Annotated in this window: 41 protein-coding genes; 4 read left to right on the top strand and 37 right to left on the bottom strand. The window is 35.9% G+C overall.

Going from position 1 to position 23,979, the window contains the following annotated elements; all coding sequences use genetic code 11:
* The 23 genes from CXF85_RS21350 to CXF85_RS21235 form a co-directional block, all read right to left on the bottom strand.
* Positions 1-225, bottom strand: coding sequence for a hypothetical protein (locus tag CXF85_RS21350; protein WP_101230673.1), 225 nt, complete (start codon positions 223-225; stop codon positions 1-3).
* Between the two features lie 274 nt (positions 226-499).
* Positions 500-814 (bottom strand): hypothetical protein, encoded by a 315-nt coding sequence (locus tag CXF85_RS21340; RefSeq protein ID WP_101230672.1) that lies wholly within the window; start codon positions 812-814, stop codon positions 500-502.
* Positions 815-927: 113 nt separating this feature from the next.
* Positions 928-1,698 carry a GNAT family N-acetyltransferase gene (locus CXF85_RS21335; protein ID WP_101230671.1) on the bottom strand — a complete coding sequence of 257 codons (771 nt, stop codon included), beginning with the start codon at positions 1,696-1,698 and terminating at the stop codon, positions 928-930.
* Between the two features lie 140 nt (positions 1,699-1,838).
* Positions 1,839-3,248, bottom strand: coding sequence for a M28 family peptidase (locus CXF85_RS21330; protein ID WP_101230927.1), 1,410 nt, complete (start codon positions 3,246-3,248; stop codon positions 1,839-1,841).
* Between the two features lie 57 nt (positions 3,249-3,305).
* A complete protein-coding gene (locus CXF85_RS21325) occupies positions 3,306-3,620 on the bottom strand; it encodes a hypothetical protein (protein ID WP_101230670.1) in 315 nt (104 codons plus the stop codon).
* Between the two features lie 213 nt (positions 3,621-3,833).
* Positions 3,834-4,124: a YkgJ family cysteine cluster protein gene (locus CXF85_RS21320; protein WP_101230669.1), complete on the bottom strand. Its 291-nt coding sequence runs from the start codon at positions 4,122-4,124 to the stop codon at positions 3,834-3,836.
* A gap of 97 nt (positions 4,125-4,221) precedes the next feature.
* A complete protein-coding gene (locus CXF85_RS21315; RefSeq protein WP_101230668.1) occupies positions 4,222-4,554 on the bottom strand; it encodes a hypothetical protein in 333 nt (110 codons plus the stop codon).
* Positions 4,555-4,562: 8 nt separating this feature from the next.
* Positions 4,563-5,021 (bottom strand): SMI1/KNR4 family protein, encoded by a 459-nt coding sequence (locus CXF85_RS21310; protein ID WP_101230667.1) that lies wholly within the window; start codon positions 5,019-5,021, stop codon positions 4,563-4,565.
* Positions 5,022-5,132: 111 nt separating this feature from the next.
* Positions 5,133-5,504: a hypothetical protein gene (locus tag CXF85_RS21305; protein WP_101230666.1), complete on the bottom strand. Its 372-nt coding sequence runs from the start codon at positions 5,502-5,504 to the stop codon at positions 5,133-5,135.
* A gap of 93 nt (positions 5,505-5,597) precedes the next feature.
* Positions 5,598-6,017 carry a GNAT family N-acetyltransferase gene (locus CXF85_RS21300; RefSeq protein ID WP_101230665.1) on the bottom strand — a complete coding sequence of 140 codons (420 nt, stop codon included), beginning with the start codon at positions 6,015-6,017 and terminating at the stop codon, positions 5,598-5,600.
* 191 nt (positions 6,018-6,208) lie between these two features.
* Positions 6,209-6,622: a GNAT family N-acetyltransferase gene (locus CXF85_RS21295; RefSeq protein WP_101230664.1), complete on the bottom strand. Its 414-nt coding sequence runs from the start codon at positions 6,620-6,622 to the stop codon at positions 6,209-6,211.
* Between the two features lie 102 nt (positions 6,623-6,724).
* Positions 6,725-6,961 carry a CDGSH iron-sulfur domain-containing protein gene (locus CXF85_RS21290; protein WP_101230663.1) on the bottom strand — a complete coding sequence of 79 codons (237 nt, stop codon included), beginning with the start codon at positions 6,959-6,961 and terminating at the stop codon, positions 6,725-6,727.
* Between the two features lie 179 nt (positions 6,962-7,140).
* Complete coding sequence (locus CXF85_RS21285) at positions 7,141-7,578, bottom strand: hypothetical protein (protein WP_101230662.1); 438 nt, start codon at positions 7,576-7,578, stop codon at positions 7,141-7,143.
* Positions 7,579-7,663: 85 nt separating this feature from the next.
* Positions 7,664-8,050, bottom strand: coding sequence for a hypothetical protein (locus CXF85_RS21280; protein WP_101230661.1), 387 nt, complete (start codon positions 8,048-8,050; stop codon positions 7,664-7,666).
* 33 nt (positions 8,051-8,083) lie between these two features.
* Positions 8,084-8,626 carry a DinB family protein gene (locus tag CXF85_RS21275; RefSeq protein WP_101230660.1) on the bottom strand — a complete coding sequence of 181 codons (543 nt, stop codon included), beginning with the start codon at positions 8,624-8,626 and terminating at the stop codon, positions 8,084-8,086.
* Positions 8,627-8,666: 40 nt separating this feature from the next.
* Positions 8,667-8,891, bottom strand: coding sequence for a hypothetical protein (locus CXF85_RS21270; RefSeq protein ID WP_157829160.1), 225 nt, complete (start codon positions 8,889-8,891; stop codon positions 8,667-8,669).
* 393 nt (positions 8,892-9,284) lie between these two features.
* Positions 9,285-9,470: an AAA family ATPase gene (locus tag CXF85_RS21260; protein ID WP_101230657.1), complete on the bottom strand. Its 186-nt coding sequence runs from the start codon at positions 9,468-9,470 to the stop codon at positions 9,285-9,287.
* Positions 9,471-9,658: 188 nt separating this feature from the next.
* A complete protein-coding gene (locus CXF85_RS23010) occupies positions 9,659-9,805 on the bottom strand; it encodes a hypothetical protein (RefSeq protein WP_198555730.1) in 147 nt (48 codons plus the stop codon).
* A gap of 319 nt (positions 9,806-10,124) precedes the next feature.
* Positions 10,125-10,955: a hypothetical protein gene (locus CXF85_RS21255; RefSeq protein WP_157829159.1), complete on the bottom strand. Its 831-nt coding sequence runs from the start codon at positions 10,953-10,955 to the stop codon at positions 10,125-10,127.
* Between the two features lie 89 nt (positions 10,956-11,044).
* Positions 11,045-11,485 (bottom strand): glutaredoxin family protein, encoded by a 441-nt coding sequence (locus CXF85_RS21250; protein WP_101230655.1) that lies wholly within the window; start codon positions 11,483-11,485, stop codon positions 11,045-11,047.
* A gap of 5 nt (positions 11,486-11,490) precedes the next feature.
* A complete protein-coding gene (locus tag CXF85_RS21245) occupies positions 11,491-11,901 on the bottom strand; it encodes a GFA family protein (RefSeq protein ID WP_101230654.1) in 411 nt (136 codons plus the stop codon).
* Positions 11,902-12,027: 126 nt separating this feature from the next.
* Positions 12,028-12,576: a hypothetical protein gene (locus tag CXF85_RS21240; RefSeq protein ID WP_101230653.1), complete on the bottom strand. Its 549-nt coding sequence runs from the start codon at positions 12,574-12,576 to the stop codon at positions 12,028-12,030.
* 121 nt (positions 12,577-12,697) lie between these two features.
* Complete coding sequence (locus tag CXF85_RS21235; protein WP_101230652.1) at positions 12,698-13,156, bottom strand: nuclear transport factor 2 family protein; 459 nt, start codon at positions 13,154-13,156, stop codon at positions 12,698-12,700.
* A gap of 262 nt (positions 13,157-13,418) precedes the next feature.
* Here CXF85_RS21235 and CXF85_RS21230 point away from each other — a divergent pair, with 262 nt between their 5' ends.
* Positions 13,419-14,090 (top strand): tRNA (adenine(22)-N(1))-methyltransferase, encoded by a 672-nt coding sequence (locus tag CXF85_RS21230; protein WP_232771298.1) that lies wholly within the window; start codon positions 13,419-13,421, stop codon positions 14,088-14,090.
* A 216-nt stretch (positions 14,091-14,306) separates the two neighbouring features.
* Here CXF85_RS21230 and CXF85_RS21225 read toward each other — a convergent pair whose 3' ends face one another.
* The 10 genes from CXF85_RS21225 to CXF85_RS21180 form a co-directional block, all read right to left on the bottom strand.
* A complete protein-coding gene (locus CXF85_RS21225; protein ID WP_101230651.1) occupies positions 14,307-14,768 on the bottom strand; it encodes a hypothetical protein in 462 nt (153 codons plus the stop codon).
* 38 nt (positions 14,769-14,806) lie between these two features.
* Entirely contained in the window at positions 14,807-15,052 is a 246-nt protein-coding gene (locus tag CXF85_RS21220) for a hypothetical protein (protein WP_101230650.1), read from the bottom strand.
* A gap of 117 nt (positions 15,053-15,169) precedes the next feature.
* Positions 15,170-15,361 carry a hypothetical protein gene (locus CXF85_RS21215; RefSeq protein WP_101230649.1) on the bottom strand — a complete coding sequence of 64 codons (192 nt, stop codon included), beginning with the start codon at positions 15,359-15,361 and terminating at the stop codon, positions 15,170-15,172.
* Positions 15,362-15,467: 106 nt separating this feature from the next.
* The gene (locus CXF85_RS21210) at positions 15,468-15,833 is read right to left on the bottom strand and encodes an MmcQ/YjbR family DNA-binding protein (RefSeq protein ID WP_101230925.1); all 366 of its coding nucleotides are present in this window, start codon (positions 15,831-15,833) and stop codon (positions 15,468-15,470) included.
* Between the two features lie 505 nt (positions 15,834-16,338).
* The gene (locus CXF85_RS21205; RefSeq protein WP_101230648.1) at positions 16,339-16,872 is read right to left on the bottom strand and encodes a DUF1569 domain-containing protein; all 534 of its coding nucleotides are present in this window, start codon (positions 16,870-16,872) and stop codon (positions 16,339-16,341) included.
* A 129-nt stretch (positions 16,873-17,001) separates the two neighbouring features.
* Complete coding sequence (locus tag CXF85_RS21200; protein WP_157829158.1) at positions 17,002-18,195, bottom strand: lanthionine synthetase C family protein; 1,194 nt, start codon at positions 18,193-18,195, stop codon at positions 17,002-17,004.
* A gap of 159 nt (positions 18,196-18,354) precedes the next feature.
* Complete coding sequence (locus CXF85_RS21195; RefSeq protein WP_101230646.1) at positions 18,355-18,675, bottom strand: hypothetical protein; 321 nt, start codon at positions 18,673-18,675, stop codon at positions 18,355-18,357.
* Positions 18,676-18,795: 120 nt separating this feature from the next.
* Positions 18,796-19,200, bottom strand: a complete 405-nt coding sequence (locus CXF85_RS21190) for a hypothetical protein (RefSeq protein ID WP_198555729.1) — start codon at positions 19,198-19,200, stop codon at positions 18,796-18,798.
* Between the two features lie 118 nt (positions 19,201-19,318).
* A complete protein-coding gene (locus CXF85_RS21185; protein WP_101230645.1) occupies positions 19,319-19,534 on the bottom strand; it encodes a hypothetical protein in 216 nt (71 codons plus the stop codon).
* Between the two features lie 353 nt (positions 19,535-19,887).
* A complete protein-coding gene (locus CXF85_RS21180; RefSeq protein WP_101230644.1) occupies positions 19,888-20,175 on the bottom strand; it encodes a YciI family protein in 288 nt (95 codons plus the stop codon).
* A gap of 89 nt (positions 20,176-20,264) precedes the next feature.
* On the opposite strand from CXF85_RS21180, the gene CXF85_RS21175 reads away from it, so the two are divergent.
* The 3 genes from CXF85_RS21175 (at position 20,265) to CXF85_RS21165 (ending at position 21,684) form a co-directional block, all read left to right on the top strand.
* Entirely contained in the window at positions 20,265-20,594 is a 330-nt protein-coding gene (locus CXF85_RS21175; protein ID WP_101230643.1) for a winged helix-turn-helix transcriptional regulator, read from the top strand.
* A gap of 699 nt (positions 20,595-21,293) precedes the next feature.
* On the top strand, positions 21,294-21,482 hold the full coding sequence (locus CXF85_RS23440) for a helix-turn-helix transcriptional regulator (RefSeq protein WP_101230642.1): 189 nt from the start codon (positions 21,294-21,296) through the stop codon (positions 21,480-21,482).
* 1 nt (position 21,483) lies between these two features.
* Positions 21,484-21,684, top strand: a complete 201-nt coding sequence (locus CXF85_RS21165) for a hypothetical protein (protein WP_101230641.1) — start codon at positions 21,484-21,486, stop codon at positions 21,682-21,684.
* 86 nt (positions 21,685-21,770) lie between these two features.
* Here the strand turns inward: CXF85_RS21165 and CXF85_RS21160 are convergent, their stop codons facing one another.
* From CXF85_RS21160 to CXF85_RS21145, 4 genes are all read right to left on the bottom strand, one after another.
* Positions 21,771-22,478: an alpha/beta hydrolase gene (locus CXF85_RS21160; protein ID WP_198555728.1), complete on the bottom strand. Its 708-nt coding sequence runs from the start codon at positions 22,476-22,478 to the stop codon at positions 21,771-21,773.
* Between the two features lie 101 nt (positions 22,479-22,579).
* Complete coding sequence (locus tag CXF85_RS21155; RefSeq protein WP_101230639.1) at positions 22,580-22,831, bottom strand: hypothetical protein; 252 nt, start codon at positions 22,829-22,831, stop codon at positions 22,580-22,582.
* Positions 22,832-22,923: 92 nt separating this feature from the next.
* Entirely contained in the window at positions 22,924-23,295 is a 372-nt protein-coding gene (locus tag CXF85_RS21150; RefSeq protein WP_101230638.1) for a VOC family protein, read from the bottom strand.
* 116 nt (positions 23,296-23,411) lie between these two features.
* Positions 23,412-23,945 carry a hypothetical protein gene (locus CXF85_RS21145; RefSeq protein WP_101230637.1) on the bottom strand — a complete coding sequence of 178 codons (534 nt, stop codon included), beginning with the start codon at positions 23,943-23,945 and terminating at the stop codon, positions 23,412-23,414.
* Positions 23,946-23,979: the final 34 nt, after the last annotated feature.

Here is a 23,979-nt window from a genome sequence, read left to right as displayed (position 1 = left end):
TTATTTACTTTCAAGACGAGTGACTCCCCAATACGCATTGCTTTTGCAGGTTAATACCCAGCCTTGGTCAATTAATGACTTTCTAATATATCTATTCATATAACCATGACCAAATAGGACTAGTTGTTCTTGCTTTTCTGCTATTTCAATCAACTTAACAGCCGCTAACTCTGCTCGATGCTTAGCTTGTTTAAACGTTTCAAATGAACCTTTATAGCCAAGCATCCACAAAATTCTTGATACAAAAACCCAATGCCAGGTTTTTAATTGCCATGGAAACTTATATTAATACCCGCTCCACTTGAAGATGCTAGTTTCAGGAAAGCTGAGCGAATCATAATCAAGGCACATTTTTTTGTTAAGGGTTGTTCCCTTAAAAACAAATGTAACGACGAGTATGGTTTGCTCAGTTTTCCCCGAAGGGCTGGTTTATAAACGCTTTATGCTATGTTATCGATCTCGACAAGGGAAAAACCATTCTCTTTAATCAATGCCTTGCCTAAAGGCGTTTATAATTCCAGCTGAATCCTACATGTTCAAGTGGAACGGGTATCTGTATTTCCATTTCTCGATAAAGTTTATCGACTTCTTCAGGATGCTTTCCTGAGTAGATATTAGCTGAGTGTATCGCCCTATTTAAATCACTTGATAGCGAATAAAAAGATTTATAGTGATCGTTTATAACCTTAGGACGACTATCAATTGAAACATTCGATGCATTGTATCGTCTGATCCATTTGGCATATTGTGCAGCACCAACCTTTGGGTTATTTGCTGATGCTGGCTTTCCATGTCTAATTAATATAATTTCCATTTAATACCTACGGCCACAGTAACGGCCTTGTTATTGTGTGTCACGTTGAAATCCTAAAACATGACAGTATTGTTGTAAGAGAGTTTGTTAATGATTATCCGCTAAGCGGGTACTTATATCCTATTGACTCTGTAAGCTTGATGTTTTTCAATGAAATCATAACCTAACTGAGTTGCTAAATTAAGTGATATTTCATTGGCCGCATCCCAATGTGGTACTTTTTTTAGCCTTAAGATTTCATTTACCAAATTGGCAGCGAGTAATTTTCCTAAGGAGTAACCTCGATATTTTGGTAAAATCATAATATTAATCTCAAAACCTCTATCGCAAACTAAAGCGGAAGAAGCGACAGCAATTATTTGCTCTTCTGCCATTACCGCATAACCTACCCCACGGTTTAAGAAGTCTGAATCAGAGGTGAAATTTTGAAAATGGTATTTGAAATTTGAATCGAGGTAAATTTTATTTGCTAAGTTTACATCGATCTTTTGTATCTTATGGATGCCAGCATTAGACCTTATTATTTCGTTAAGGTGTGCTGTAGAAATATTCTTATGATCTAACGAATATCTACTGTATTTTTCTAAGCTAAGCGCTAAATGCTCTTCTACCAGGCTAATCCACTTTATAGGGGTAGAAATAATGCTTGAACCACAAGTAATAGATGCAACAATTTTAGCTGCATTGGGATGTTGAGGATCTCCACCGAGAATATGAAAAGGTCCATTTTTAATTAAAAACACTGCCGGTGAATCGAGACAATCAGTGATGACATGACACATAGTACCTTCTAGTACACAATCAATAGTTAAGTCCCGCTTATCATGTAAATAAAATGCTTTCTTTAACGTTTCTCGATACTCAATTAAATTAAGACAATGCACTACGACTCCTCAAACGAAAAACCTTATGCATTTGATTCTATACTTTTTTTCAGTACCAACAAACAAAAAAAAACACTGAGTAATTACCCAGTGCTTTTTTGATCTTTCAACTCAAAAAGAGTTATCTATAGGAAGATAATCTATTTACCAAGTATACGTGTGTTAGCGTTAGCTGCCATGAAAGCAAATACCGCATAGGCTGCAACATTTTGTCGTAATTTAGCAGGGTCTATTTTATCTAACGTATCATCGGCTGTGTGATGGTAATCAAAATAGTCTGTACCATCTTGCGATAAAGCAAACGCTGGAATGTTAAACGGACGAAAGGGAATAAGATCAGGACCACTACGTGCTGCGTTTTTCTCAAGGTACTTAACATTCAATGATTCCATCATCGCTGAAATTTCAGCTACCAAAGGTAATGAACTGGCATGAACATTAGAGTCAAAGGCCCAAATTTTATCAGCACCAAAGTCAGACTCTGCTGCGGCAACAATATTTGATAAGCTATTTTCGTTTGCTTTAACATAAGCTTTAGCACCCCATAAACCAAACTCTTCTGCAGCGAATAATACTACGCGAATACTACGTTTTGGTTTACCGTAAGCGGTAGCTATTTTAGCCGCAGCCATTGTAAGAGCAACACCTGCGCCATCATCTAATGCACCCGTACCTAAATCCCATGAATCTAAATGTCCACCAATAAGTACGTGTTGCTCAGGAAATTCACTACCCGTAAATTCAGCAATTACATTGTAAGACGTGCCCTCACCCATTGATTTTGCTTGCACGTTAATATTAATAGTTACTGGTTTTCCTAAAGCAACTAAACGATGCAATTGATCTGCATCTGCATTGGAAATAGCCGTCGAAACTATCTTAGTGACACCTTCTTTATAGTGACTGCCACCGGTATGTGCAAAACGATGATAAGCAGTACTTACTGAGCGCATCACATAACCGACCGCACCTTTTTGTGCAGCAACAACAGCGCCACGGCTACGCGCCTGAACAGCGGGTCCGTAACCATTACCATCGCGATGTCGGTCCATACGATAGTTTATAAAAACTATTTTTCCTTTCGCTGAATTTTCAGGAGAGCTTTCTAATTCGGCTAAGTCATTAAACTCAATGATTTGTGCTTGTATACCTTCTTTAGGCGTACTTATACTATTTCCCAACGCTGTTATATGCATAGCTTGTGGTGCTGGGCTAATAATAGCGGCAGATTCAGAATAACGAATCCATTTTGGAAAAGTAGCAGGCTCGGTCCAAACTTTATCAAAACCCATGGCTTCGAATTGAGCTACGGCCCATGAAACTGCGGCTTTGTCTCCTGGAGTACCAGGCATTCTAGGCCCAACTTCCGTTGTTAATGATTCAACCAAATCCCAAGCTAAGTCGCTTTCGAGTGCCTGCTGTTTTATGCTTGCTACTTGTGTTAATTGTTTCGCTGAAAAGTTATCTGATTTCGCCTGTGCTTGTGATACATTTACGCTTAATACAGTAAAAAGCAGTATTGAAATCACGGAAGTAAAACGTTTATTCATAGAGCTAAGCCTACCTAAATTTGAGTTAATAGTTTTCATCTGGTTTCTATTTTAGATTTAACGTTTTTTCTTTTTCATGCTGACAACATCACGTGCTATAGCGAGTAACTCTGGAGATATATCTTCAGCACCACTTTTGATTAACTTGCTCACATCGCCTGATGAAAATAGTGAACCACGTTCCGATTTTACGCCTAATGATCTAACGTAATCCTTTGTTTTACCTGTACTAGCGGTATCTATATATTTAAAGATTATCTGTTCATTAAACCCCTGAGGCTCTTGCTTTAACGTATGAATTGTCTCGTTAAGTGTTTTGATTTCTGCTTCTAGTGTGGCAATTAAATCGGCAATATCTGTATATGGATTCATAAGGTTACTTGGCTCTTATAGGATTAGCTGACGATGCAAAAATGCATCCGGATTAAAGACTATTGTACAGTGAAATATACTGAGTAAATAGAATAGCATTACTCAGTTTGGCATTTATTCATATCGAAAATGTTGTGGATCAGGAAAGCAATGTGGACAGTACCGAATTTGATAATGAAATTCACCCAATGCAGACGATCATAGGAGAAGACATTACATCTTCTCTATTCGTTCTTCTATGCATTCATTAGAGCCCATCTCAAAGATTCGACAAACCCAAGGTCTATTATCATAAATAGAACACATTAGGGTATCTCGGTCTAATGCTGAGCACCAACCGTCGTCAAAGCGCAACATAGTTTCTTTACCATGTTGATCAACATAAACATGCCTATCAGGGACGCCGGTATCAGTCAGAAGCATCACTTCTAAACTACAACAACAGGCTTCACAGTTTGAACAGGTAATTTCGTTAACAGGTAAGTTTTTTACTTTAATAGACATAAATAACAACAAAAAATTTAATGGCCGCTAGCATACTCTATATAGCCAAATTTCACGAGGTCATCTAGCACTATTGCCGTATTAAATCGTTAAGTATTTATATTACCGTATAAGAAAAGGTTAACTTACAGTCAATATATTTGAGCATACGATTAACTATGGCAGGAACAGCGATGCTGCAAGTAGTTGCTTCAGTGTTGACTGAAACAAATATATCACATGCTTCAACCTCAACCCTTTGGCGCACGTAGTAATCATTGATGTCTTCAAGGTTTTGTTTTGTTAAGGGAACAGAAGCAATATAGCGATTACTTTCTGCCTCTTCTTTATGGGTAGCGCCTAAAATTTCTCGCACTAACGAATAGGCCTGAAACTTATCTAAGCTAAGGAATCGGAAGCTTATTTCAGCTTCAATAGTTGAATTGCTCAAGCTAGCCCCTATTCTTCTTCAAGTTCATTGAACTGCTCTAGCCAGTCGCTAAAAGAGTCGGAAACTTTATTAACCGTGCATAGACCATGATTATAAAACCATACGGGTGCATCTACTTGCTTATTTTCACAATCAGAAAGTTTGAAACAGAACATGTTGCCCTTACAATCAGAGGCAAATAATACGTGCCCTTTTGGCATACCACTCATTTCATATAACTTTGATAGTGAAAATACATCGTCTAAGCTTAAAAAATCTTGTACCTCAGAAATCCCGACATTTAAATCACAGATTTTGGTTAAAACGTTTGGGGTATGAACCAAGCCATAGGTAGAGATTAAATATTTATAGGAGTCTGGTAAAAAAGCATTGAATTTTTTTTCAAGTTCGACAATATCGTCGATATCTATCGGGGCCATGGCATCTTTAGTTCCCCAGTTCTTTACAAATAGATCAATACTCTTCACTTAAAAATACTCCAAAAAAGATAAGGCCCTTGGTTAAGGGCAAGATAATTTTTACTAAAATTGATGATGGAAAAAGTACAGTCACAGTACCTTATCCGTTTGAATGTTTTACTAACCGTATATTACGCCAAAAAAGCTTGTGCTAGCAATACCGAAAAAGAATAACCATGACAAATGCTTGCCACGCGAAAACAGCAATGAAACTACGCCGCTTATTGCAAAAACTACGGTAATAGTCAGCAAAATATCTGCACGAATATTCTCATTAGGCTGCGATAAAAAATATAATATTGCCGCAAAGCCCCACCAAGCTATAGTGGTTAGATGCCAAGCGAACCTAAGCACTCGCTTTGTAAACCAATCACTGCCGAGTAACTTAGGTAAATTATCACGCTTAAATAGACGTATCAGAATGTACTTTTCACCCAGATATGAATGAACAAAGCCAATAAAAAGTAATAAAAAAGCACCGATGAGTAACATGTTGATCTCCATTGTTTTTTCGAGGATATATACTCGTTACAATGCAAAGTGCGTGATTGCAGTGGGAATTAAAATCACTCTACAACCTGCATATTAAATAGTAACGGGTATAAGACTAACATCCATTTTAAAATATGAAACCTCTGATTTTATAAATTCAGTACCCTGACTTTCCATACCAAACTGTTTATAAAAACCAACAGCTGTTGCTCGTGCATCACACCAAAAAGATTCGGCACCGTTGTTCACCAGTTCATTCAAAATGTGGGTAATTAATTTTGACCCGATTCCACGTCCTTGAAACACCACTACTGTGGCAAATTTTCTTAGTCTAGCAACACGACCGTCCATATAAATAGAGGCAACACTGACTAATTCATCATTCAAATAAGCACCATAATGTTTTGCGGTTTCATCACCATCAACCTTACAAAACTGTAATGGCTTATTTGGCCACAATACCTCATGTCTTATGGGTAGCGCTTCATCCGAACTTATGCTTCTAATTTCCATCTCTTTCCCATTACGCATAACGTTCACTTGAGTAGGAATTGTTTGAAAAATACCTTACCCCTTATTTCCTCATATTCTTTTGCACTAAAATTACTTTTAAAAAGTAAATGCATTCGGTTAACGCTTGAAGTTTAACGAAGTGTTTGAGGTGAAATTGTGGCTGTTTATCTATATTAAATAATGCTTTTATATCAAAGTTCTTTGAGCATAAAGTACTTACAACCTGTCTTAGGATAATTTTCTTGAATCCATTGGGTTTTATAACCATGTTTTTCATAGAAAGGCATGGCTTGAAAATTAAGTGTATCTAAAAGGCACTTTGAACAACCTCTTTGTTTTGCAGCAAACTCAATTTCTTTTAAAATTTTACTACCAATATTTTGACCGCGGAGTTCGTCACTAACCCACAAGGTATTTATTAATAACCAGTCACCAAAAGTACGACCTGCTGCTCCTGCAACAACTTCCCCTTGTTCATTTTTAATTTGAACGGCCAAAGGTGTACGTTCACTGACTTCCCAATTGGCCCAGTTAAAGTCAGCTATTTTTTTATCTAGATAGTCGGTTAGTTCTTGATCTGGATTTTGTAAAACCTCAATATTCATTAATACTCCCATTATTTGTTGTTGCTACGTCTCATGACCTGTGTAAAAAAGTGATTGGCTAGCCGTTAAGCAACGAAACAAGCCAACTACTTTTGATAGACTTTACTTGTTATGACTACCATCGCAAATTGGCTGCTTTGACGATTGCTTGCAACCACAAAAGAAGACTTTTTTAGACTCTGTTGCTTTGTATATTAGCGGGGTAAAATCAGTTCCACTATGAGAACCATCACAAAGCGGTTGTTTTTTACTTTTACCGCAAGCGCACCAAAAGTAATTCTTTCCTGCTACTACATCCATAATATAGGGTGTATCTGACGCTCTTATCGCTTTATTCATAATACGCATCCTTACTTTGATAAAAATACAACGCCCTGTTCAGGGCAACAGTGTTAACTAAAATATATACCCTTTCGCCAAAAGTGACGAAAAACTTTTGTTTTAGTTTTAATGTTCATGTGAATATAACGTGTATTTAAGGGATAGATGATTTTTTGCTACTCCAATTAAAGCTTTGGCTAACTAGCGCTTTTCATCAAACCTTGGTTTATTTTATATTGCATATAGATGACATGAAAAATTGAGGTAATAAATGGGTTCAACCAAAGCTTGTCACCTTTACTAGAGCCTGCAATGATATTAATACGATTCCGAACCTTAATTATCCACGTTATATCGAAGGCAGAAGAGATAATATGAATGCCGATTAAATAATTTAAAATAACAGGATCATGCGGGTTAACTAAAGCATAAAGCAAGCTGGCTAATGAAATACTAAATAAGATAATAGTGGTCATCATGAAAAGTGTAGATATTTTTAAATTTGTATTTTTGTTTATTTGAGTTGATAAACGGTAAAGTTTATATATTAAATATGAACCTATCGTAAGTATACAAAGTGCTAAAGCCTTTACTACTGAATCAACCTCAAAGATTCCCACAAACTTATTTTTCATTTACGCTCCGAAAGTAAAAATTCTCTGACCCATTCATAGTTAATACCCGTCAAGGGTTACAAGATTAAAGTGCATGTAGTCAATGCTAAGTACCAAGGTTTATTTTCTTGCTGTATTTTTTATGCCACACCATACATATCAATAAGGCAATCAGGCCACTCAGGTAAGTTGCGAACAAAGGTATTAAAGTCGGTTGATATGCCTGTGTATAATCTTCTGGGTAGTATGAATTACCGGCTAAAATCCAAGCAGCAATAGCGCCTACAACTAACCAAGTGATTGAGGCTATTTGTTTATGGCTTGGTGCCGTTGCATATCCAGTGAGCACTACGAAAAAGGCAGCACTTGAACCAATAAATGGTTTTTTCCAAACACCCGCTAAATCAGCGAGTATTCCCGCCGTTATGGCAGAAACTAAAAAAGCAATAATGACTATTACAATCGAAACAGTAAATCCTCTAACTTCATTCATGTTCATTCCTATTGAAAACACTCTGTTACTTGATTATTTCCGACTACCTTCTGCAACAATCACAGGTAAATCCATACAACCATAATCTACACCGAACTGACTCAATACACAGGTTAATTGTCCTCGGTGATGAGCTTGATGATTGAATATATGCTGTGTTACATCAGCTACAACCCTAGTTATCGAAGTACCTTCGGTTGTTGTATAAGTAATAAATTTATCACAATCTGCATCGGTTAAATTGGCACAATATTGTATTATTAACTTATCAAGCTGTGCTCTTATCACTGCTATATCTAACAAGGTACTGAAGTAACTGTCTTGAGGTGACTGTGGTGTGGGGAATGCTGATAAATCATGTGGGGAAAGACTAGCTATTTCATTTAACGCTAATCGTCCGACTAAAATTAAATCGCCAAAAAGTAAGTGGTTCCAATAACTAATGATATTAGGAAAAAATGAATGTGTTTCTTTCTCAAGTATATTATTTGGAAGTTTTAGACAACTTTCCATTAATTGCACATTCATCCGTTGATTATACAGAGACATCATTCTGAAATTGTTAACCAAACTCAATCTATTCTCCTCAAGCCATATTGCTCGTTAGCCGTTAAGGTTATTGGTTAATAACCTCTTCTCTTTCTTTTTTGTATTCTTCATATGATTTTGTTTCATGCTTTATGCATTCGTCATATTCATGAGCGGGTAGTTTCCTACACTCATTATCATTATGTTTCGGCTGAATAGATTCATATAACTCTTTATTGCTACAACCAGAGAAGGAGATTAGCACTAAGGTAAATAATGCTACTTTTATAAAAACTATTAATTGAGAATTCATGTGTTTAGGTAAGTCCCTTTTTATGTTTTTTTTTAACCAGCTATTAATTATATTACTTGTCATTTTTATTGAAGTCACTTGTTTAATGTTTAATGTTTAAATCACAGTTATTCCTAACTTGATTTGCTGTAGATATATAAATTTCTCTAAAGTGATCATCGTATTTATCCAAGTAACTAGAAATAGAATCTAGTGGATCTGAATCTGGGTGATCAATGTGCCTTGTTATAATACGACTTAAACATAATTCCAACGGTTGGTCTAACAAAATAACGTAATCTATTTAAGGTAGACATAACATCGCGTTCTTTACCAAACGGCTCTTCAATAAAAATATAACTGCTGCTATTTTTTGAGAGTAATTGCTTCAATGAATTAACAAATTTCGGCGTTTTAAATAAGAGAAACATTTGCCCCACTTTTAAGCCAAGCTTTCATGTTCTCAGGATAGGTTTCTTTATCTGTATGATCATCAAAAAGTAAAAAGGGACAATTAAATTCTTTGGCTAATTGTTTCACTATAGTGGTTTTACCTGCACCAGATACGCCACTAATGGCGACTACTTTGGTGCTATTCATAAAATCCTAAGCTCAAAATTTAAGTTCATAAATACTCCTAAATATTATGCATTCTGATGATATGTTGGTTAGCAGCTAACGACTTGCTATGGGGAGGTTTGAGTTGACTAAATTTGTTGAGGAAGCAAATGCAGTCAACTGTTGTTTTGTCCTTACTGATTAACGTATTTTCTCTCGCCGATTGTTACTTATTCAGCTTCCGTTTCAGCTATAGGGTCAACGTCCTGCGACGGATTTTCCTCTACAGCTGATTTTTTCAAACGTTTCTCTTCCTTCTTTTTCTTTTTTGCTATTTCTTTCTGACGCTTTTCGAAACTGTAATTTTGCTTAGCCACTTGTACTCTCCTCTAGATAACTTCAAGATTGAAGCCTTTATAATACGGTATTTTACCATGGATTGCGCTCTTCATGACATCAACGGTACACATCTTGACGTAAGCACACCGATCAATACGTTATCGACCCCCTATTCAAACACATAAAGCCATATTAACCGGCTAAATATCGCGAGTTATACTGTTGAACAGAGGGTAACAGCCAACAGAATTTTATATTGGATAATTTTATGAGTAGTTAATCTCTTTGTTTCACAAGCTACTTTCATTACAAATCATTTTTAGAAGCTGTTATAGCCACATTAACCGAAGAAGCTGGTTAGACCGTTTTTTTAGTAACAGGCTTATACGCGCCATTTTCATGCCAAACAGAGATTCGTGCAAGATGAATGACCAGACACTGTGAACCAATATATAATGACCAATTTACATATTTTGCAGTGGGATAGAACCCTTCTCCGTTGTTCCCGTAGATCCAAAATTGGCCAATAACACCATCAGCTACGGCAGCTAAAACAAGGCCACCTGCGACAAACCACACATAAAACCTTAGGTAAGATTTACGCAGCGACACAAATAAAATAATGCCACTCATACCTACAAGTGTGATGAGAACGGCATAGATACCGGTCACAATGGTAACGTGCGCGCCTGTGCCTGTTAGGTGCATAGAAAAAAATGAAACAAGACCAACTAAGGCGGCTATTGCTAGCGAAGTAATGAGTGTTTTCGGTTTAAGTCCATTGGCCAGTGCAATTGAGCAAGCAACCACCAAAAATAAAGTATAACCGGGAGCAAAAAACAGTACTGAGTCAGCAAGGTAATCATGCTTTACAATACCGCCATATCGGTAGTACGTAAGCGGTAAATTAAAATTAACAACGTCACCACAGAGACACAAAGCCAAGGCAATAAGGGTTATCCAGGCTAATAATCGGTGTGATGATTCTGCAGAATGACGATAAACCCAGTTTTTTATGGCATAACAATTTACCATAAGCGCAATGAGAACTATCGATTCAATCAACAAAATAACTGAATGTTCTTCTCCTGTAATAGACCAAAAACCGTATAGACCACCAATAGATTCCATTGTGGCAACAAACCAAATGATCAGTGAAGTAACGAGGTATCTGTCTTTGAGCATCATATAAATAAACCGGTTGAAAGAATAAAATAATGACCTACAATCACACAAATAAAAGCACAAGCCAATGACTTAACACACTCGTTTTTTGATTAGTTTGTCCTGCTATAAAAACGCTCAAAACCCGCTTCGCTAAAACCACTCATTCTTTTATCACCGAGTAATATAACAGGTACCCCCTTCCCCCCTAACTTGTCATATTGCAGTTTAGCTGTTTTACTTTTTTCTATATTCATTTCAGTATAACGAATAGCGTTTTCTTTGAAGTATTGTTTCGCCTTTTTACAGTATCCGCACCAATTAGTTGTATATATGATGACTTGTCTACCAATATTAATGTTGGAACTTTCGTACGAAACACGCTTAATCGAATTTATTACATTGATATCAATTGCTTCGACGTCGAGGGCTTCAGGTTTTTTATCACCAAAGTGTACTTTCCCATTTTCATCTACCCACTTATATATTTCTTTCGCTTGAGTAAGCGGGATCAGGGTGAAAATTATTATTAATAATAGGGTTACATGTTTCATATGACTTATTCAGGATAGCTTTTAAAAGTATCTGCAGATTTACCTTCATCAAACCAGCAAGGTCGTTCATCCCAGAAAATATTGGCCGATGGTCTAATATCGGGATCACCTGAAATATAGCCAGCAGGAACAATCAAAAAGGCTCCGTCTCCACTAATATAGGGAACTTGCGAGCCACAATCAGTACAAAAGGCATTACTAAATCGGATGGCTTCAGGTAAATCAAATCGCTTAATTAAGTCTTTGCCAGAGTGCCACTCAATTTTATCTGGTGTAGTAAACATGAGAGAAGCAAAAGCAGAGCCTGTTTTCTTCTGACATCGGTCACAATAACATTGATAAAATTTCTTAAAGGGACCTTCGACAGTGCTAGATACCTTGCCACATAAACAACTTCCGCTAATTTTCTTATTCATAATTTACTTAATACTCCTGTATTTGAGCAATTCACTCACATGTATAATAAACGCTTAAGCAAGGTTGAACATATAACCAATCATTATTTAACCTCTTGTTATTAAAAGCTAACAAATAACAACAGATCAGACTAACGTTGACTGCAATAAATCAACAGAATCCTTATACCCAACACGATCAAAATTAGTAGAGTGAAAATTCATAAAACCGTGCAAATAATCAACCTGTGTTATTTTAACATTTGGCTTGTTTTTAAGCTTTTCCATCAACTCAACAACATCGAAGTGAGCCTCACTTTTAGGGAATACTAACTTGATATTAAAACATGGCGCTATTTGGGTGAAATTTCTAATTTGTGAGCCATAAAAACAAACAGCATCTTTAATCATATTTTTTTCATTGCTTTCAGAGGCCTTCCAAATAGCAGAAGCGCCAACACTAAAACCAATGAGCGTTGTTTGACAGTCAATACCGGTTAAAACTTTTAATACTTCTGCAACGTAACTATCTAACCCTACCGAGGTAACAAAATAAGAATACGCCTCAGCTTCATTAGTAAAACCCATGTTTTTCCCTTGGTATGGGTCAATAACAATAGTGGCTCCCAGTTCATGCTTTAGTGTTAATAATGCTGGCGTAATACCAAAAACATCAGAAACGATAATTATGCTCATAACGTTATTTGCTCACTATGCCCAATTTAATGGGCTGTTATCATTTAGCCAAAAGCTGGGCTAGATAGCACAGTCAGTTTTATTTACCCCGCCGACCATTGTTATTAATAGAGTTAAGCTATTATTTTTTCTGTGCAATAAACGTTTTATTGACAATACGCCATTCATTTTCACGCTTATACATTACTAGGTAGTCAATGTAATGGGTTTTGGGTGTTTCAAAATTAAGTTTCACCATAGCCATTTTATCATCAACTATATCAACAGACAGAACCTTCGCTTCCCATATATCATTCGTTGCTTTTTTGAAGTATCCCGCAAACTCTTTTAGTGGCACAGTTCTAATGGTCTCTTTTCCAGTGTCTTTGTTAACAGTGATCATTTTTACATCACCAAACTCAAAATCAAAGGCTTTTGAAATAAGCTTTTGGTCTGCGTTTGCAACACCATTAAAATAATTGTAAGCCGTTTCAACTACTGCTTGGTATTCTTTACCTGTTACAGATTCTGCATGACTAACCGTTGAAAGGAAAAAGGAAAAGATCGCAACAGTTATAGAAAGTAGTTTTATTTTATTCATTTTTATCTCTCGAATATGTTTGAGTTTAATTGATAGGTAACCATGATATGGAAACACTATTTGATACACAAACAGTAAACTATTAAAGTTGTTACAATTTATGAGCGGTTAAGTATAAGACCCGTTTGTCGTACAGAAAAACATATAAAGTTTTAACAAGTAAACTAACACCTTATTTATTAAGTTATTGGCTGACAACTTCGCAAAAAGAAAAAAAAGCATTACAATGCTGTGATTTTAAATCGTAAGATAGGCTATTTCATTGAAACTCAGTAAAAGATTACAGCATATTGAGCAAATGGTAACATCAGATTATACCCACATATGGGACTGTTGCTGCGATCACGGTTTTCTGGGATCAAGCTTACTGTCTAAACAAGCAGCTCAAAATATACATTTTGTTGATATCGTACCTGATCTCATGTCACAGGTAGAAAGTAAATTACAGCGATTTTATCCAAATTCAGTATCAGCGTGGAAAACACACTGTATTGATGTCTCGACATTACCATTGCAACATTATGAGGGATCGCACCTAGTTATCATTGCTGGGGTTGGTGGGGATTTGATGAGGCAATTTATCAATGATATTCATCAGAGCCACCCTAACGTAAACATAGATTTTTTACTGTGCCCCGTAAACAACCAATTTGAATTACGCCAACAACTCATAACATTAGATTTTAGTTTACAGAAAGAAGTTTTAGTTGAGGATAATCGACGTTTCTATGAAATCATTTTGGTTTCATCGATAAGTAATAAAAATAGCCCCATCAGCGCTGTTGGTGATGACATTTGGCAATCAATTACAGCTAAACAAGCAAACGTAGTTAAACAATATTTAGAAAGAACACTCAATCACTATAACCGAGTTCAACAAGGCAGTGCTGCCAGTGTTGAGTATATAATTAATGCTTACCGCGATAAAGAATAACATATCGTTGAGTTTGGCTTAGAACACCTCATCTTTAGTTAGATTTTGGTGTCCGTTCAGTGGTGTAAAAGCATTTGTTCTTATTTAGCCGTTTATTAGAGACCTTGGTCGCCTAGAGCTAATTGTGCTGTGTGTCTTAATAAACTTATATCACCAATTTGCCCACGCCTAGGTACAACTTTTGCGTCTCAATTTTATTGATTAGTAAGCAATTTTTTAATCGGATGAATACGTTTTTATATGTTTCATGTTGCGTATTGAATCATTAAACTCCTCAAGTGATGAGTCAATTTTATAAACAGCAAGTGTTTTAAGGTTATATCCAGCTTCAAATGTTTTAGGGCTAGGAAACGAAAATTCCATTGTAAAAGCACCTTCTTTTTCTGAAATGTAAAAGTAGTTTAAATCATCAAAAGCGTAATTGGCATTATCAATAGTTAAACTGTTTGAAGTTAAATCAAATACAAATAAATTGGGATGTTTAATTACCTTATAAATACGATCAGCTAGCCAAATCAATAGAAACGGTATACCTGCTATAAGAAAAAATGCTTTCCCCCAGAGATGGTCAGGAATACTGTCTTTAAAAATCCAAAATGGAATACATAAGAAAAGACATAATAGAGGTTCACTTAATCCACGAATATAATAATGTTTTTTAAATTGATAACTACTCAACTATACCTTCTCCAATATTAATAATGCCTTTATCAATATTATGCTCCGCAGTCTACAATCTTGTTTGTTTCAATTTTGTTACCATTACTATCAATTTCTACTGCTTTAATTGTGTAGTTAGTAACGGTAATTTGCTTACCCGATTCATTTTCGTCATTAAATTTTGAACAAAAATCTGACGTTTCATTATCAAGCTGAGCAAATTTAGGCGTTTTTTCAGGAGAACACCCACTTAAAGTGAATGATAAAGCAATACTTAACGTACAGATTAATTCTAATTTCATTACATCCCTTTGTACTGCTAACGCTTTACTAAGCCTTTAAAATAGCTGGTTCTATCAGCGATATACCGAGCACAGCCAGCTGTTTATGTCCATTTAAGTAACTTAATAGTCGTATCGTTATGTGCTTGAGTTTGAGTTTGAGTTTGAGTTTGAATCATCTCCAGAAAAAAGACCAAACCAAAATGCAATTTCAAAAACGCCACCAATAATAATAAAACTCCAAAGACCCGTTGAATTACTATAAACATAACAAGTAATCGCGGCTGATATTAGAAAAAATAGTATTATTCCACGTATTGTATCATTCATAAAATTATATCCTTATATGATTAAAAAATTATCACTAAAACTACTAACTGCCAAACATCGTGGGAATTTGTCATGCGTTAACTTCTTGTTATATCACTTTTATCAGTTAACGCTGATTTAACCCAAGTTCTTTTTGTTTTACTTTAGTCAAACCAAGTGAAACTATACGATAAGATTCTGTAAGATAATATATTAAATCATCATCCTTCCCTTTTACACTATCAAATAACTGTATCCACTTCATACCCCGATTAGCAAAATATGGCGCTGGCTTGTACCCTTGAGATTCTTTTAAAAAACCATAATTTACATCTGATGTTTTAAAAACAAAAGCGGGTTTCTTATTTTCGCTCCAACCACCAACAGCAAAAACTTTTCCGCCAATTTTCCAAACGTGTGAATTACCCCATTGAACGATATATGTTGTTGCAGCCAATGAACCGCAAAACTTATTAAATTGATCGTAATCCATACCGCTTCCATGTGCCATATAAGGTTCTCTTTAATGCAACAACATATTGATTAAAGTCTTGATGAACAAAAACAGGCAGCCGTATTTTGTTCTGAATAAAGAGGATGTTATCTATTCTTTAGTTATTCGAAGTATCTCGTTTATTTTTTTACATCACTGCTTTCAAATATAGTGATAGTCTATGTGTTAATTAAAACAAGTCTGACACCCATGGCCAACGTTTATTTGTCTTGTTGAATGGTTCGTTATGTTTTAATTTCAAGAAGTCGCCATCCATTATTAATAGTTGCACGCCCTCATTGGTAATTTAACGATGAGAACTCAAGTCATCTGAGACAATATATGACATGCCTTCGCTCAGAATTAATTGAGTACCATCTTTGAGTTCATTTATAACCTCACCTTTAAGGCAATAAACAAATTAATAACATATAACGCCCAATAACGGGTATAAAATGCTTAGCCTAATTATGAAGCAAGCTATTACTTGTCCGTGAATGCCTTGTTAGCTCTTTATTTCTTGCAGGTGATTATATAAATGCATCAAATGTGCTTTTTCATATTCATTTTTAGTTAGTTCACCATAGGCAAAGTGTGGGGCTAGAGTTCCTTGATAATTATCAAATTCAATCAATGATTTTATCAAGCGATTTAGTGCTATTATTGAATCTAAACTTTTCGTAAGCGTTGGTGCGCTTGGAATTGGATCATGTAAACCATGAGTCATACTACCTTTAGATGAAAAAATTGAGAATGCTAATTTTCCAACTGTGCTTTTAAAAAAACTCGATTTATGTTCCGGAAATTGAGACATTGAAAACTCTATACTTTGTGCACAATGTGTAAATATTTGATGGGGATTCCATTCTCCCAAATTTTGAATGCTTTCATTAGATAGCGCATTCAGTTTATTTAACGCAAATTCGATCGTCAGGCTATCTTTGCTGCCCTCCTCAATGAACTGAAATGTTCCAACACCTATTCCTATAAAAGCAGCCCCACTCGCCAATGAAGCTTTAATAAACTGCCTACGTTTCATATTATTCCTTAAAGAGCTAACGCCACAATAAGTGGCTAAAGTGTGTTTCCACCAAAGTGGTACAAGATCAAAGCGGAACCAGTCAACTGAACTTTATCCTACTTTAACGGCTTGTTAAGCACGACAGACTTAAAATAAATCCAAGCCCGGTATAGCCGCTTTTTCAGGATACATGCAATGATACAAATATATTGCAAGCCCTGCGTCTCCTGTCCATAAGGTAAATCGACCTTGCCCATAATGCAAGCGCGCTTTCTGACATTGTTCAATAGAATGCATTGCGAATTTTTTTGCTCGCTCAAGCCATAATGACTCGCCCGTTTTTCGATATAAATACAAAAAGGCGTAACCGTTACCAGATGTCCCATGACAGATATTCGAACCTTTTACGAGAGGACCTGCTTGCCAAACCAGCTCCGCAGTTTTGTCTAACAACTCATCAAGCAGTTTAGATTCAGGTGAATCAATCGCCGGTGTTCTTGACATTGCGGTAACAATACCGGCTGCTCCATGACACCATTGAACAAGCAATTTATCAATGTCTGGTTTAGTACAGAGCGTCCAATTCGCTAAGTTGTCTTTTTGTTTTGCTGAAATATTTAACGTGGCAACCGTACGCTTAATTATTATTTCGGTGTAACTTTCGGGTAATAAATCAGCGCCTTGTAAAAGAATATTGGCATTGCCAGTTACACCATGACAAGCACCATAATAATGACGTTTAGGGCCAAATACTTGGCTTTGCCAAAGCCATTCGCCCGTATCGGTATCTTGTGTCCAGTTATCCATTAATGACGTTGCGCCTTTAACAAACAAGTCTTTCCAATGACTTTTTCCCGACTTGCGATAAAGGGCTAAGGCAGCATGCATCATTCCACTTTGCCCAGAAGTTATTTCATACAGAGGAAGATCGATAGTATCTTCCATACATCGCAGAACTAGCTTTGATAGCTTTTCATCATCAGGCTGCGCTAAAATTGCGGGCATGAGTATGCCTAGTTCACCTATTTGTAAGCCAGGCTCTACTGATACATCAGGTGTTTTCAAAAAAGACTGGTAAATATTTTCAATTAATCCTGACAAGTCATTTACTTTATATCCATATCCACTAAGTATTTGTAAAGCGTGAATTGTGCCTGCAGCTCCAGCGTATGCAGACCATTTAGGTCCAACTTTAGGGTAGCTTTCTGCATCAAGTGGATGCGTTGGCCAACAAGAATCAGGTAATAGTGAACGTTGAATATCATCGATAATTGTCGATATTTCTATTTGAACAACACTTTCATTCCATGAGGTTTTGGTTAGAGGTTCGTGACGATCCATATTAAATAACATTATGTATAAAACTTTTAATCCGATTGTGATTAACCATGCCTTAGTGGTAACGCCACGTTAAGCTGAAAATAATAGCTGGCAAAATGGGTCGCGTAGCAAACCGAGCTAACGGTTATTTGTCATGATTAATTAAAATATTATGTGCACTTACTCACTAGTGGAAGTAAATTTATGTTCACAAGAAACAACTGCCGCACAAAGGCCACTGAAAGCAAGTAAACCTATTGAAGAAATAACTCCCCAGAATAAAAATAGAATTGCTGGGCCTGTTGTACCTGGCGCAGATAGTGTTGCCTTTAGTCCGCTGCTCAACTCACCTGTTTTGGGTACATCATTTACAACACCAAGAATACCTATAAATAATGCTGCAAAGAATAATAAATAGCTAAAGAAGCCTAATACTCTCGCTGAAATTAATAGTGCTTTAAGATTTTTAGATTCAATTATCGAATATGGATAGAATTTCATTTTGTTCCCTCTTGTTTAATTTAACACCCAATCCTAGGTGCACATAACGCTTAATTAAGGGGCTAAAAATAGTTGGTTTAAAATAAAAACAACTGGTATTTTGCCCTTTAAAATAACTTGTTATATTTCATTACTTGAATAGATGCTTAGTATTGGAAATTTGTGTACTCCGAATGATACCGTAATAGACTGAGTTTCTTGCCCCTTAAAGTTTAATTTATACTGTAGTGGGCTTATACGACTGCCGTCCGCAAATAAAGCGATTAAGTGATCATGAGAAAATTCTCGATTGCCTGATGATAAATTAGTAAGCGTTACAACACTCCAGCGTTCACCAATTTCATTACTCATAAGTACATAGTTAATTATTTCGAAGTCACCTTTTTTAGGTTTAATATTAATATCGTTTGGAAAAGAAAGTTGAATACTCTTTGATATTGATCGGTCAACCGTCAAAACTTCAATGGCTTCTGCTTGAGTCAACCAAGGTATCAATATTAAAACTGGAAATAGATATTTAAACATGCAGATTACTCCTGAAATATAACGCCACGTTAAGCGGAAAATTATTGTTGGTTATACTATGAAAGGCACGAGCGCTGGCCAACTGTAATTGTTCTTTTGAACAGCTTGTTACATGCAATTAGTTATTACAAGCACAAGCTAGTTTTCCATTACTTTGATACCACTCTTGATAATTACCGCTAGAACAATTACGCCTAACATCAGGACAACTTGCGCCAACATAGCTAATTTCGGTATCAGTAGCTTTTTCAAACGCTGTTTCTGCAATGGCTCCTACGAGAGAAGAACAACCTGAAAGTAGGACAAGTATAAATGTAACGGCTAGATATTTCATGCGATTTCCTTTTGCATATAACGCCTCATTCAGAGGAAAATAATTGTTGGCTAAAATGTGGAGCTAAGCGAAACGCCACCAACTGTTGCGTGTTCCTTTGATTGCCTTGTTAGTTACGTTGACTTAAAAGAACAACAGAAGCAATAAGTTACCATGTTTATGTGATAAACGAAAGATTCACAAAGCATCTCCTAAATACATACTGAAATTGAGGTAAGAATAAAAGAACTGAATATTTGATGGCATTGCCAAATCAAAGATTAAATCTAATACAAAGGGTTAAGATACACACTGAACTAGCAAATAAATTTAGTAAATTCAGTGCGAACAACTAACGACCTGTTAGCAACTTATTAGGCTATGACATCCTCATAAGCTTTAGAAGCCATTACAGGAATAAATTCAGTGATTGAATAACATACAGCTCCACTTTTAACGAATGGGTCTGAGTTTAAAACTTGTTTAAGCTCTCGCTCACTTGCATGCTGTGAGATAAGTATCCCCCCAGTTCTAGGTACTTTTCTTCCACCAAACATCAGCTTGTTTGATTTATATTCTTGTTCAAGATAACTCTTATGCTTATCAGTTAGTTCTGGTGTAATTTTTGCCATGTCAGTAAAACTCATATCTACTAAATACATATAATTCTCGCTTTTTAAATAGATTAATATAATATCGCTACTTATTTCGTAGCGGACTATGCCGCTACTCTTTTAGTAGCGCAATACTTATGACAACACCATTACCGAAAAAATTAGTAAGAGGATCCAGTTCGGGTGTAGCAATCATGGCTGTATTCGATTTGTTAGGCCGAAAGTGGAACATGAGAATCATGTGGGAACTTAACTCAGACCCTCTAAGTTTTAGAGGGTTACAAGAACGATGTGACGGTATGTCTCCTTCTGTTTTAAACACTAGAATTAAGCAACTGACTGAAGCTGAATTAGTTTTTACAACATCAGAAGGCTATAAACTAACAACATTAGGATTGTCCTTAATGAACACACTTAACCCTTTGAGAGATTGGGCTGCAGATTGGGAAGAGAAAATTTCAAAATAGCCTACGCCTTGCTAAGCGGACAAATACAGCTAGGCTAAACTGCGCGAACCGTGAGCCAACTGTATTTACTCCGACTTATTTTTTAATATAACGCTTTATATAAACGCACGTTTTTTGACTTCATTTAGCGATATTTGTTAAACATGAAAACTTGCTCAACAACATTTGGACACAAAGGTTGAATACATGCTTTGTTTAAGGCTGTAAAAGCGCCTCATCATCACTACACTTTCACATTTAGGACAATTAATACGTTTGTCTGCATCTAAAATATGAGCTTCAAATCGTAATAAATGCTCAACTAGAACTTCTCCCCCGTATTTCATACTTTTCATCAAGCTTATCTAATTCAAGCTTATCAAAAAAGCACCTACACATTCTTCAGAAACGTCTACAGAAATTTTTCCAACCTTAACAGTTTTAGGTAAAATTCCTGTTATTGGGCACTTCATTAATTTTAAACTCCAAACAGATGATTATGTATTACGCCCTGTTAACAGGCAATAATATAGTTGGTTAGAATAAACGACGAATTAGCAAAAGCTAACTATATTTTGTCTTTGTTTAACAGCTTGTTATCTTTTTATCCTTATATAATGTCTAAGAATTCACTACAAAAACAGTGTTGACACTTTGTGAATATGGTGACATATTACGTCATATTGAAGCGTTTTGTGATTGGTGAATGATTTGAATTTAATGTCCATTGAAGATTTAGCGTTGTACTTGGGTGACTCCAAAAGAACCATATACAAATACATAGCAAGTGGGGATTGTCCGCCTTACATAAAGCTAAACTCAAAAAATATTAAATTCGACCGCGCTGATGTAGATCAGTGGTTAGAATCAAAAAAAGTTAACCCTAAACAACATAACAAGGAAGAATAAAATGACTACATTTGCAATTTGGGCATTAGTATTAGTGCTGATAAATATTGGTTTTTGGTTGGCACGTTTTCTAGCGCCTGTAAAAAAAATGGTCACCTTAAATGAAACTATTTTACAAGAACATCAAAGGTGCAAGTTGGAATTAGCAAAGGCAGCTGAAGAAATCAGCCTTATTAGAAAACACCTAGAAAATAGCGTTTAATCACAAAAACATAACGCCTCAATAAGAGGCTAAAATAGCGAGGCACGAGTAACAGTCAGCTTTTTTAATCCGATTTAATTGCCTTATTAGGGAGAAAATTTACTATGCTGAAACTTCCCTGTTTTTAGGAACCTTTTAACTTGCCTAATCACTTCGTCATTTCGCATAAGAAATGGGTGAGAAACTGGTAGAATTATGTGATCAGCCATCCCCTCTACCTTTGTGTTCTCGACTGACACTTTACCGTCATCAGGGTTTGGAAGCATTTGAGAAAGTATTGGATTAATAGTTGAACTGCCTGCGATTATTCCTACTGGATAGGTGACTGGCCCAAGCAAGTTTGGAATACTTGTTTTATCAGTTCCTAATTCCAAACCCGCGGGGCCATTAATAAATTCAAATCCTGGAACATTTTTAAGTTTATCAACAACCTCACTTCCTTTATTCGGAGGACCTAGCATTACCACTCTGCCTAAGAGTTCTAGTTTGTTATCGCTTAAATATTTACGTAACACAATTCCACCAAGAGAATGAGTCACAAAATTTATGATTACGTTAGGTTTACATTGCGCGACTGCATTAGGAAGGTAATCTTTGGCAATACTCTCAATATTAAACCGAGTTGATGGGTAGTCAAAATTCACGACGGTATACCCCGCTTCTTTAAGCTTTGTCTCCATTTTATTCATAGAGCTATCGGAACGAGCCATCCCATGAAGTAATACAACACACTCTTCAGACATAGAAAAAGTACTCCATAAGCACAAAGTAAAAATGAATAATCTTATTTTCATACGACATTCTCGATATTACGTCATAACGCCCAAATAATAGGCTAAGTAATAGTTGGCTAAAGTTGTTACCCAACTGTTACGTGTCCTTGTTAATTTTGTTGTTAGATTAACAATTGCATTCCCAAGCCAATAGAGCTAATTACAATACCACTTAATGCTAAATATTGCTGCGTTTCAACTTTGACTAGAATTGGTGATTGAATGTCTTTGAGTGCAGATTTTAAAGGCATAGAAAATATTTTAGGAATTAATCCAGTACTAAATAAAGTTATTGCTACGCCTGTTGAAATAGCTAAATTACTCAAGCCACTTTGAGAATTGAAAAAGTCATAACAGCCAGCGCCAAGAAACAAAATGCCACCACTAACTTTTCTTTAAACAGTAAATTATTCATCTAACTATCCTTGTTAACCTATCGCCGCAATAAACGTAAAATTAGTATTGTTTACACATGTTGATCAATTAGAATCGAGTTACCATCTGGATCTTTAATAGAAAAACTCGAAGGGCCTCTTTCACTATTGATAGATTGTTGAACTATATGAACACCTTGAGACTCAAACTCTTTTAATAGCTCTCTAATGTCAGTGAATGATTCTAGTGTTTTACGGTTTTGATCCCAGCCTGGATTGAAAGTCATTATATTCCCTTCAAACATTTCCTGAAATAACCCTACTTTATGATCACCGTTTTTTAGTACTAACCAATTTTGAGATTGATCTCCACCAACTATCTCGAAACCCAATTTTTGATAAAAGACTTTCGACTCTTCGATGTTACTAACCGATAAACTTACTGAAAATGCACCTAATTCCATTTTACACTCCATAGTTTGTTTACAACACTAACGCTTTCTAAGCGGCTAAAAATGGCTGACTATAATAGCGAGGAACGAGCACAATCAGCTGTTTTTTTGTCCGTTTAAGCAACTTGTTAGACAATTTTACCAAGGCGTTTGTTCTTAGAATAGTACCCGTACCAAACATACCAACCAAATAAAGTAAGTACAAATAAATGAGCGAGAGCTATAGCTAAACCTAAACTTAAATGAAATAAGGTTTGAAATATGAATGGAGAAGGTTTTTCGTTTGAATATTGAAATACCTTCCTAAGCATTAATACAAAATACTCAATGTTCGCTGGAAACCAACCAAATGCGGTAGAGGCATTTTGAAATCTGTAATCATGTACTGCCGCAGGCTTCATAAACCAACCACTGCTCTCACATATACCAACCAGTAACATCACTACGACCACGAGACTATCAACCCATGAAGGAGTAGAAAATGGAAGTTCATTTGAAAACAACAACCAAAGAGTTGCCAAAAACAGAATAGGAACTTTTGGCACGGAAGAACCATCAACTGTTAAGCCAATAGGCAATGTTACACCAAAAAATTCAAAATTCTCAGTTAAGGTATATTTTCGATTACCTAAGCCAAACTGTCTACTTGTTTCAAATTTCATACGCAATCCTTTGGTTGTGGCATTTCGCCTAATG

Source organism: Colwellia sp. 75C3, assembly GCF_002836255.1.
Classification (GTDB): domain Bacteria; phylum Pseudomonadota; class Gammaproteobacteria; order Enterobacterales; family Alteromonadaceae; genus Colwellia.
The sequence above is the reverse complement of the archived record's forward strand: the minus strand, read 5'-3'. Positions and strand labels throughout refer to the sequence as shown.

Coding starts and splice junctions, on each gene's coding strand:
- CXF85_RS21350 (WP_101230673.1), bottom strand. CDS start 225: ATGCTTGGCTATAAAGGTTCATTTGAAACGTTTAAACAAGCTAAGCAT.
- CXF85_RS21340 (WP_101230672.1), bottom strand. CDS start 814: ATGGAAATTATATTAATTAGACATGGAAAGCCAGCATCAGCAAATAAC.
- CXF85_RS21330 (WP_101230927.1), bottom strand. CDS start 3,248: ATGAATAAACGTTTTACTTCCGTGATTTCAATACTGCTTTTTACTGTA.
- CXF85_RS21325 (WP_101230670.1), bottom strand. CDS start 3,620: ATGAATCCATATACAGATATTGCCGATTTAATTGCCACACTAGAAGCA.
- CXF85_RS21320 (WP_101230669.1), bottom strand. CDS start 4,124: ATGTCTATTAAAGTAAAAAACTTACCTGTTAACGAAATTACCTGTTCA.
- CXF85_RS21305 (WP_101230666.1), bottom strand. CDS start 5,504: ATGTTACTCATCGGTGCTTTTTTATTACTTTTTATTGGCTTTGTTCAT.
- CXF85_RS21300 (WP_101230665.1), bottom strand. CDS start 6,017: ATGGAAATTAGAAGCATAAGTTCGGATGAAGCGCTACCCATAAGACAT.
- CXF85_RS21295 (WP_101230664.1), bottom strand. CDS start 6,622: ATGAATATTGAGGTTTTACAAAATCCAGATCAAGAACTAACCGACTAT.
- CXF85_RS21290 (WP_101230663.1), bottom strand. CDS start 6,961: ATGAATAAAGCGATAAGAGCGTCAGATACACCCTATATTATGGATGTA.
- CXF85_RS21285 (WP_101230662.1), bottom strand. CDS start 7,578: ATGAAAAATAAGTTTGTGGGAATCTTTGAGGTTGATTCAGTAGTAAAG.
- CXF85_RS21280 (WP_101230661.1), bottom strand. CDS start 8,050: ATGAATGAAGTTAGAGGATTTACTGTTTCGATTGTAATAGTCATTATT.
- CXF85_RS21270 (WP_157829160.1), bottom strand. CDS start 8,891: ATGAATTCTCAATTAATAGTTTTTATAAAAGTAGCATTATTTACCTTA.
- CXF85_RS21260 (WP_101230657.1), bottom strand. CDS start 9,470: ATGAATAGCACCAAAGTAGTCGCCATTAGTGGCGTATCTGGTGCAGGT.
- CXF85_RS21255 (WP_157829159.1), bottom strand. CDS start 10,955: ATGATGCTCAAAGACAGATACCTCGTTACTTCACTGATCATTTGGTTT.
- CXF85_RS21250 (WP_101230655.1), bottom strand. CDS start 11,485: ATGAAACATGTAACCCTATTATTAATAATAATTTTCACCCTGATCCCG.
- CXF85_RS21245 (WP_101230654.1), bottom strand. CDS start 11,901: ATGAATAAGAAAATTAGCGGAAGTTGTTTATGTGGCAAGGTATCTAGC.
- CXF85_RS21240 (WP_101230653.1), bottom strand. CDS start 12,576: ATGAGCATAATTATCGTTTCTGATGTTTTTGGTATTACGCCAGCATTA.
- CXF85_RS21235 (WP_101230652.1), bottom strand. CDS start 13,156: ATGAATAAAATAAAACTACTTTCTATAACTGTTGCGATCTTTTCCTTT.
- CXF85_RS21220 (WP_101230650.1), bottom strand. CDS start 15,052: ATGAAATTAGAATTAATCTGTACGTTAAGTATTGCTTTATCATTCACT.
- CXF85_RS21215 (WP_101230649.1), bottom strand. CDS start 15,361: ATGAATGATACAATACGTGGAATAATACTATTTTTTCTAATATCAGCC.
- CXF85_RS21210 (WP_101230925.1), bottom strand. CDS start 15,833: ATGGATTACGATCAATTTAATAAGTTTTGCGGTTCATTGGCTGCAACA.
- CXF85_RS21205 (WP_101230648.1), bottom strand. CDS start 16,872: ATGAAACGTAGGCAGTTTATTAAAGCTTCATTGGCGAGTGGGGCTGCT.
- CXF85_RS21200 (WP_157829158.1), bottom strand. CDS start 18,195: ATGGATCGTCACGAACCTCTAACCAAAACCTCATGGAATGAAAGTGTT.
- CXF85_RS21195 (WP_101230646.1), bottom strand. CDS start 18,675: ATGAAATTCTATCCATATTCGATAATTGAATCTAAAAATCTTAAAGCA.
- CXF85_RS21190 (WP_198555729.1), bottom strand. CDS start 19,200: ATGTTTAAATATCTATTTCCAGTTTTAATATTGATACCTTGGTTGACT.
- CXF85_RS21185 (WP_101230645.1), bottom strand. CDS start 19,534: ATGAAATATCTAGCCGTTACATTTATACTTGTCCTACTTTCAGGTTGT.
- CXF85_RS21180 (WP_101230644.1), bottom strand. CDS start 20,175: ATGTATTTAGTAGATATGAGTTTTACTGACATGGCAAAAATTACACCA.
- CXF85_RS21175 (WP_101230643.1), top strand. CDS start 20,265: ATGACAACACCATTACCGAAAAAATTAGTAAGAGGATCCAGTTCGGGT.
- CXF85_RS23440 (WP_101230642.1), top strand. CDS start 21,294: ATGTCCATTGAAGATTTAGCGTTGTACTTGGGTGACTCCAAAAGAACC.
- CXF85_RS21165 (WP_101230641.1), top strand. CDS start 21,484: ATGACTACATTTGCAATTTGGGCATTAGTATTAGTGCTGATAAATATT.
- CXF85_RS21160 (WP_198555728.1), bottom strand. CDS start 22,478: ATGAAAATAAGATTATTCATTTTTACTTTGTGCTTATGGAGTACTTTT.
- CXF85_RS21150 (WP_101230638.1), bottom strand. CDS start 23,295: ATGGAATTAGGTGCATTTTCAGTAAGTTTATCGGTTAGTAACATCGAA.
- CXF85_RS21145 (WP_101230637.1), bottom strand. CDS start 23,945: ATGAAATTTGAAACAAGTAGACAGTTTGGCTTAGGTAATCGAAAATAT.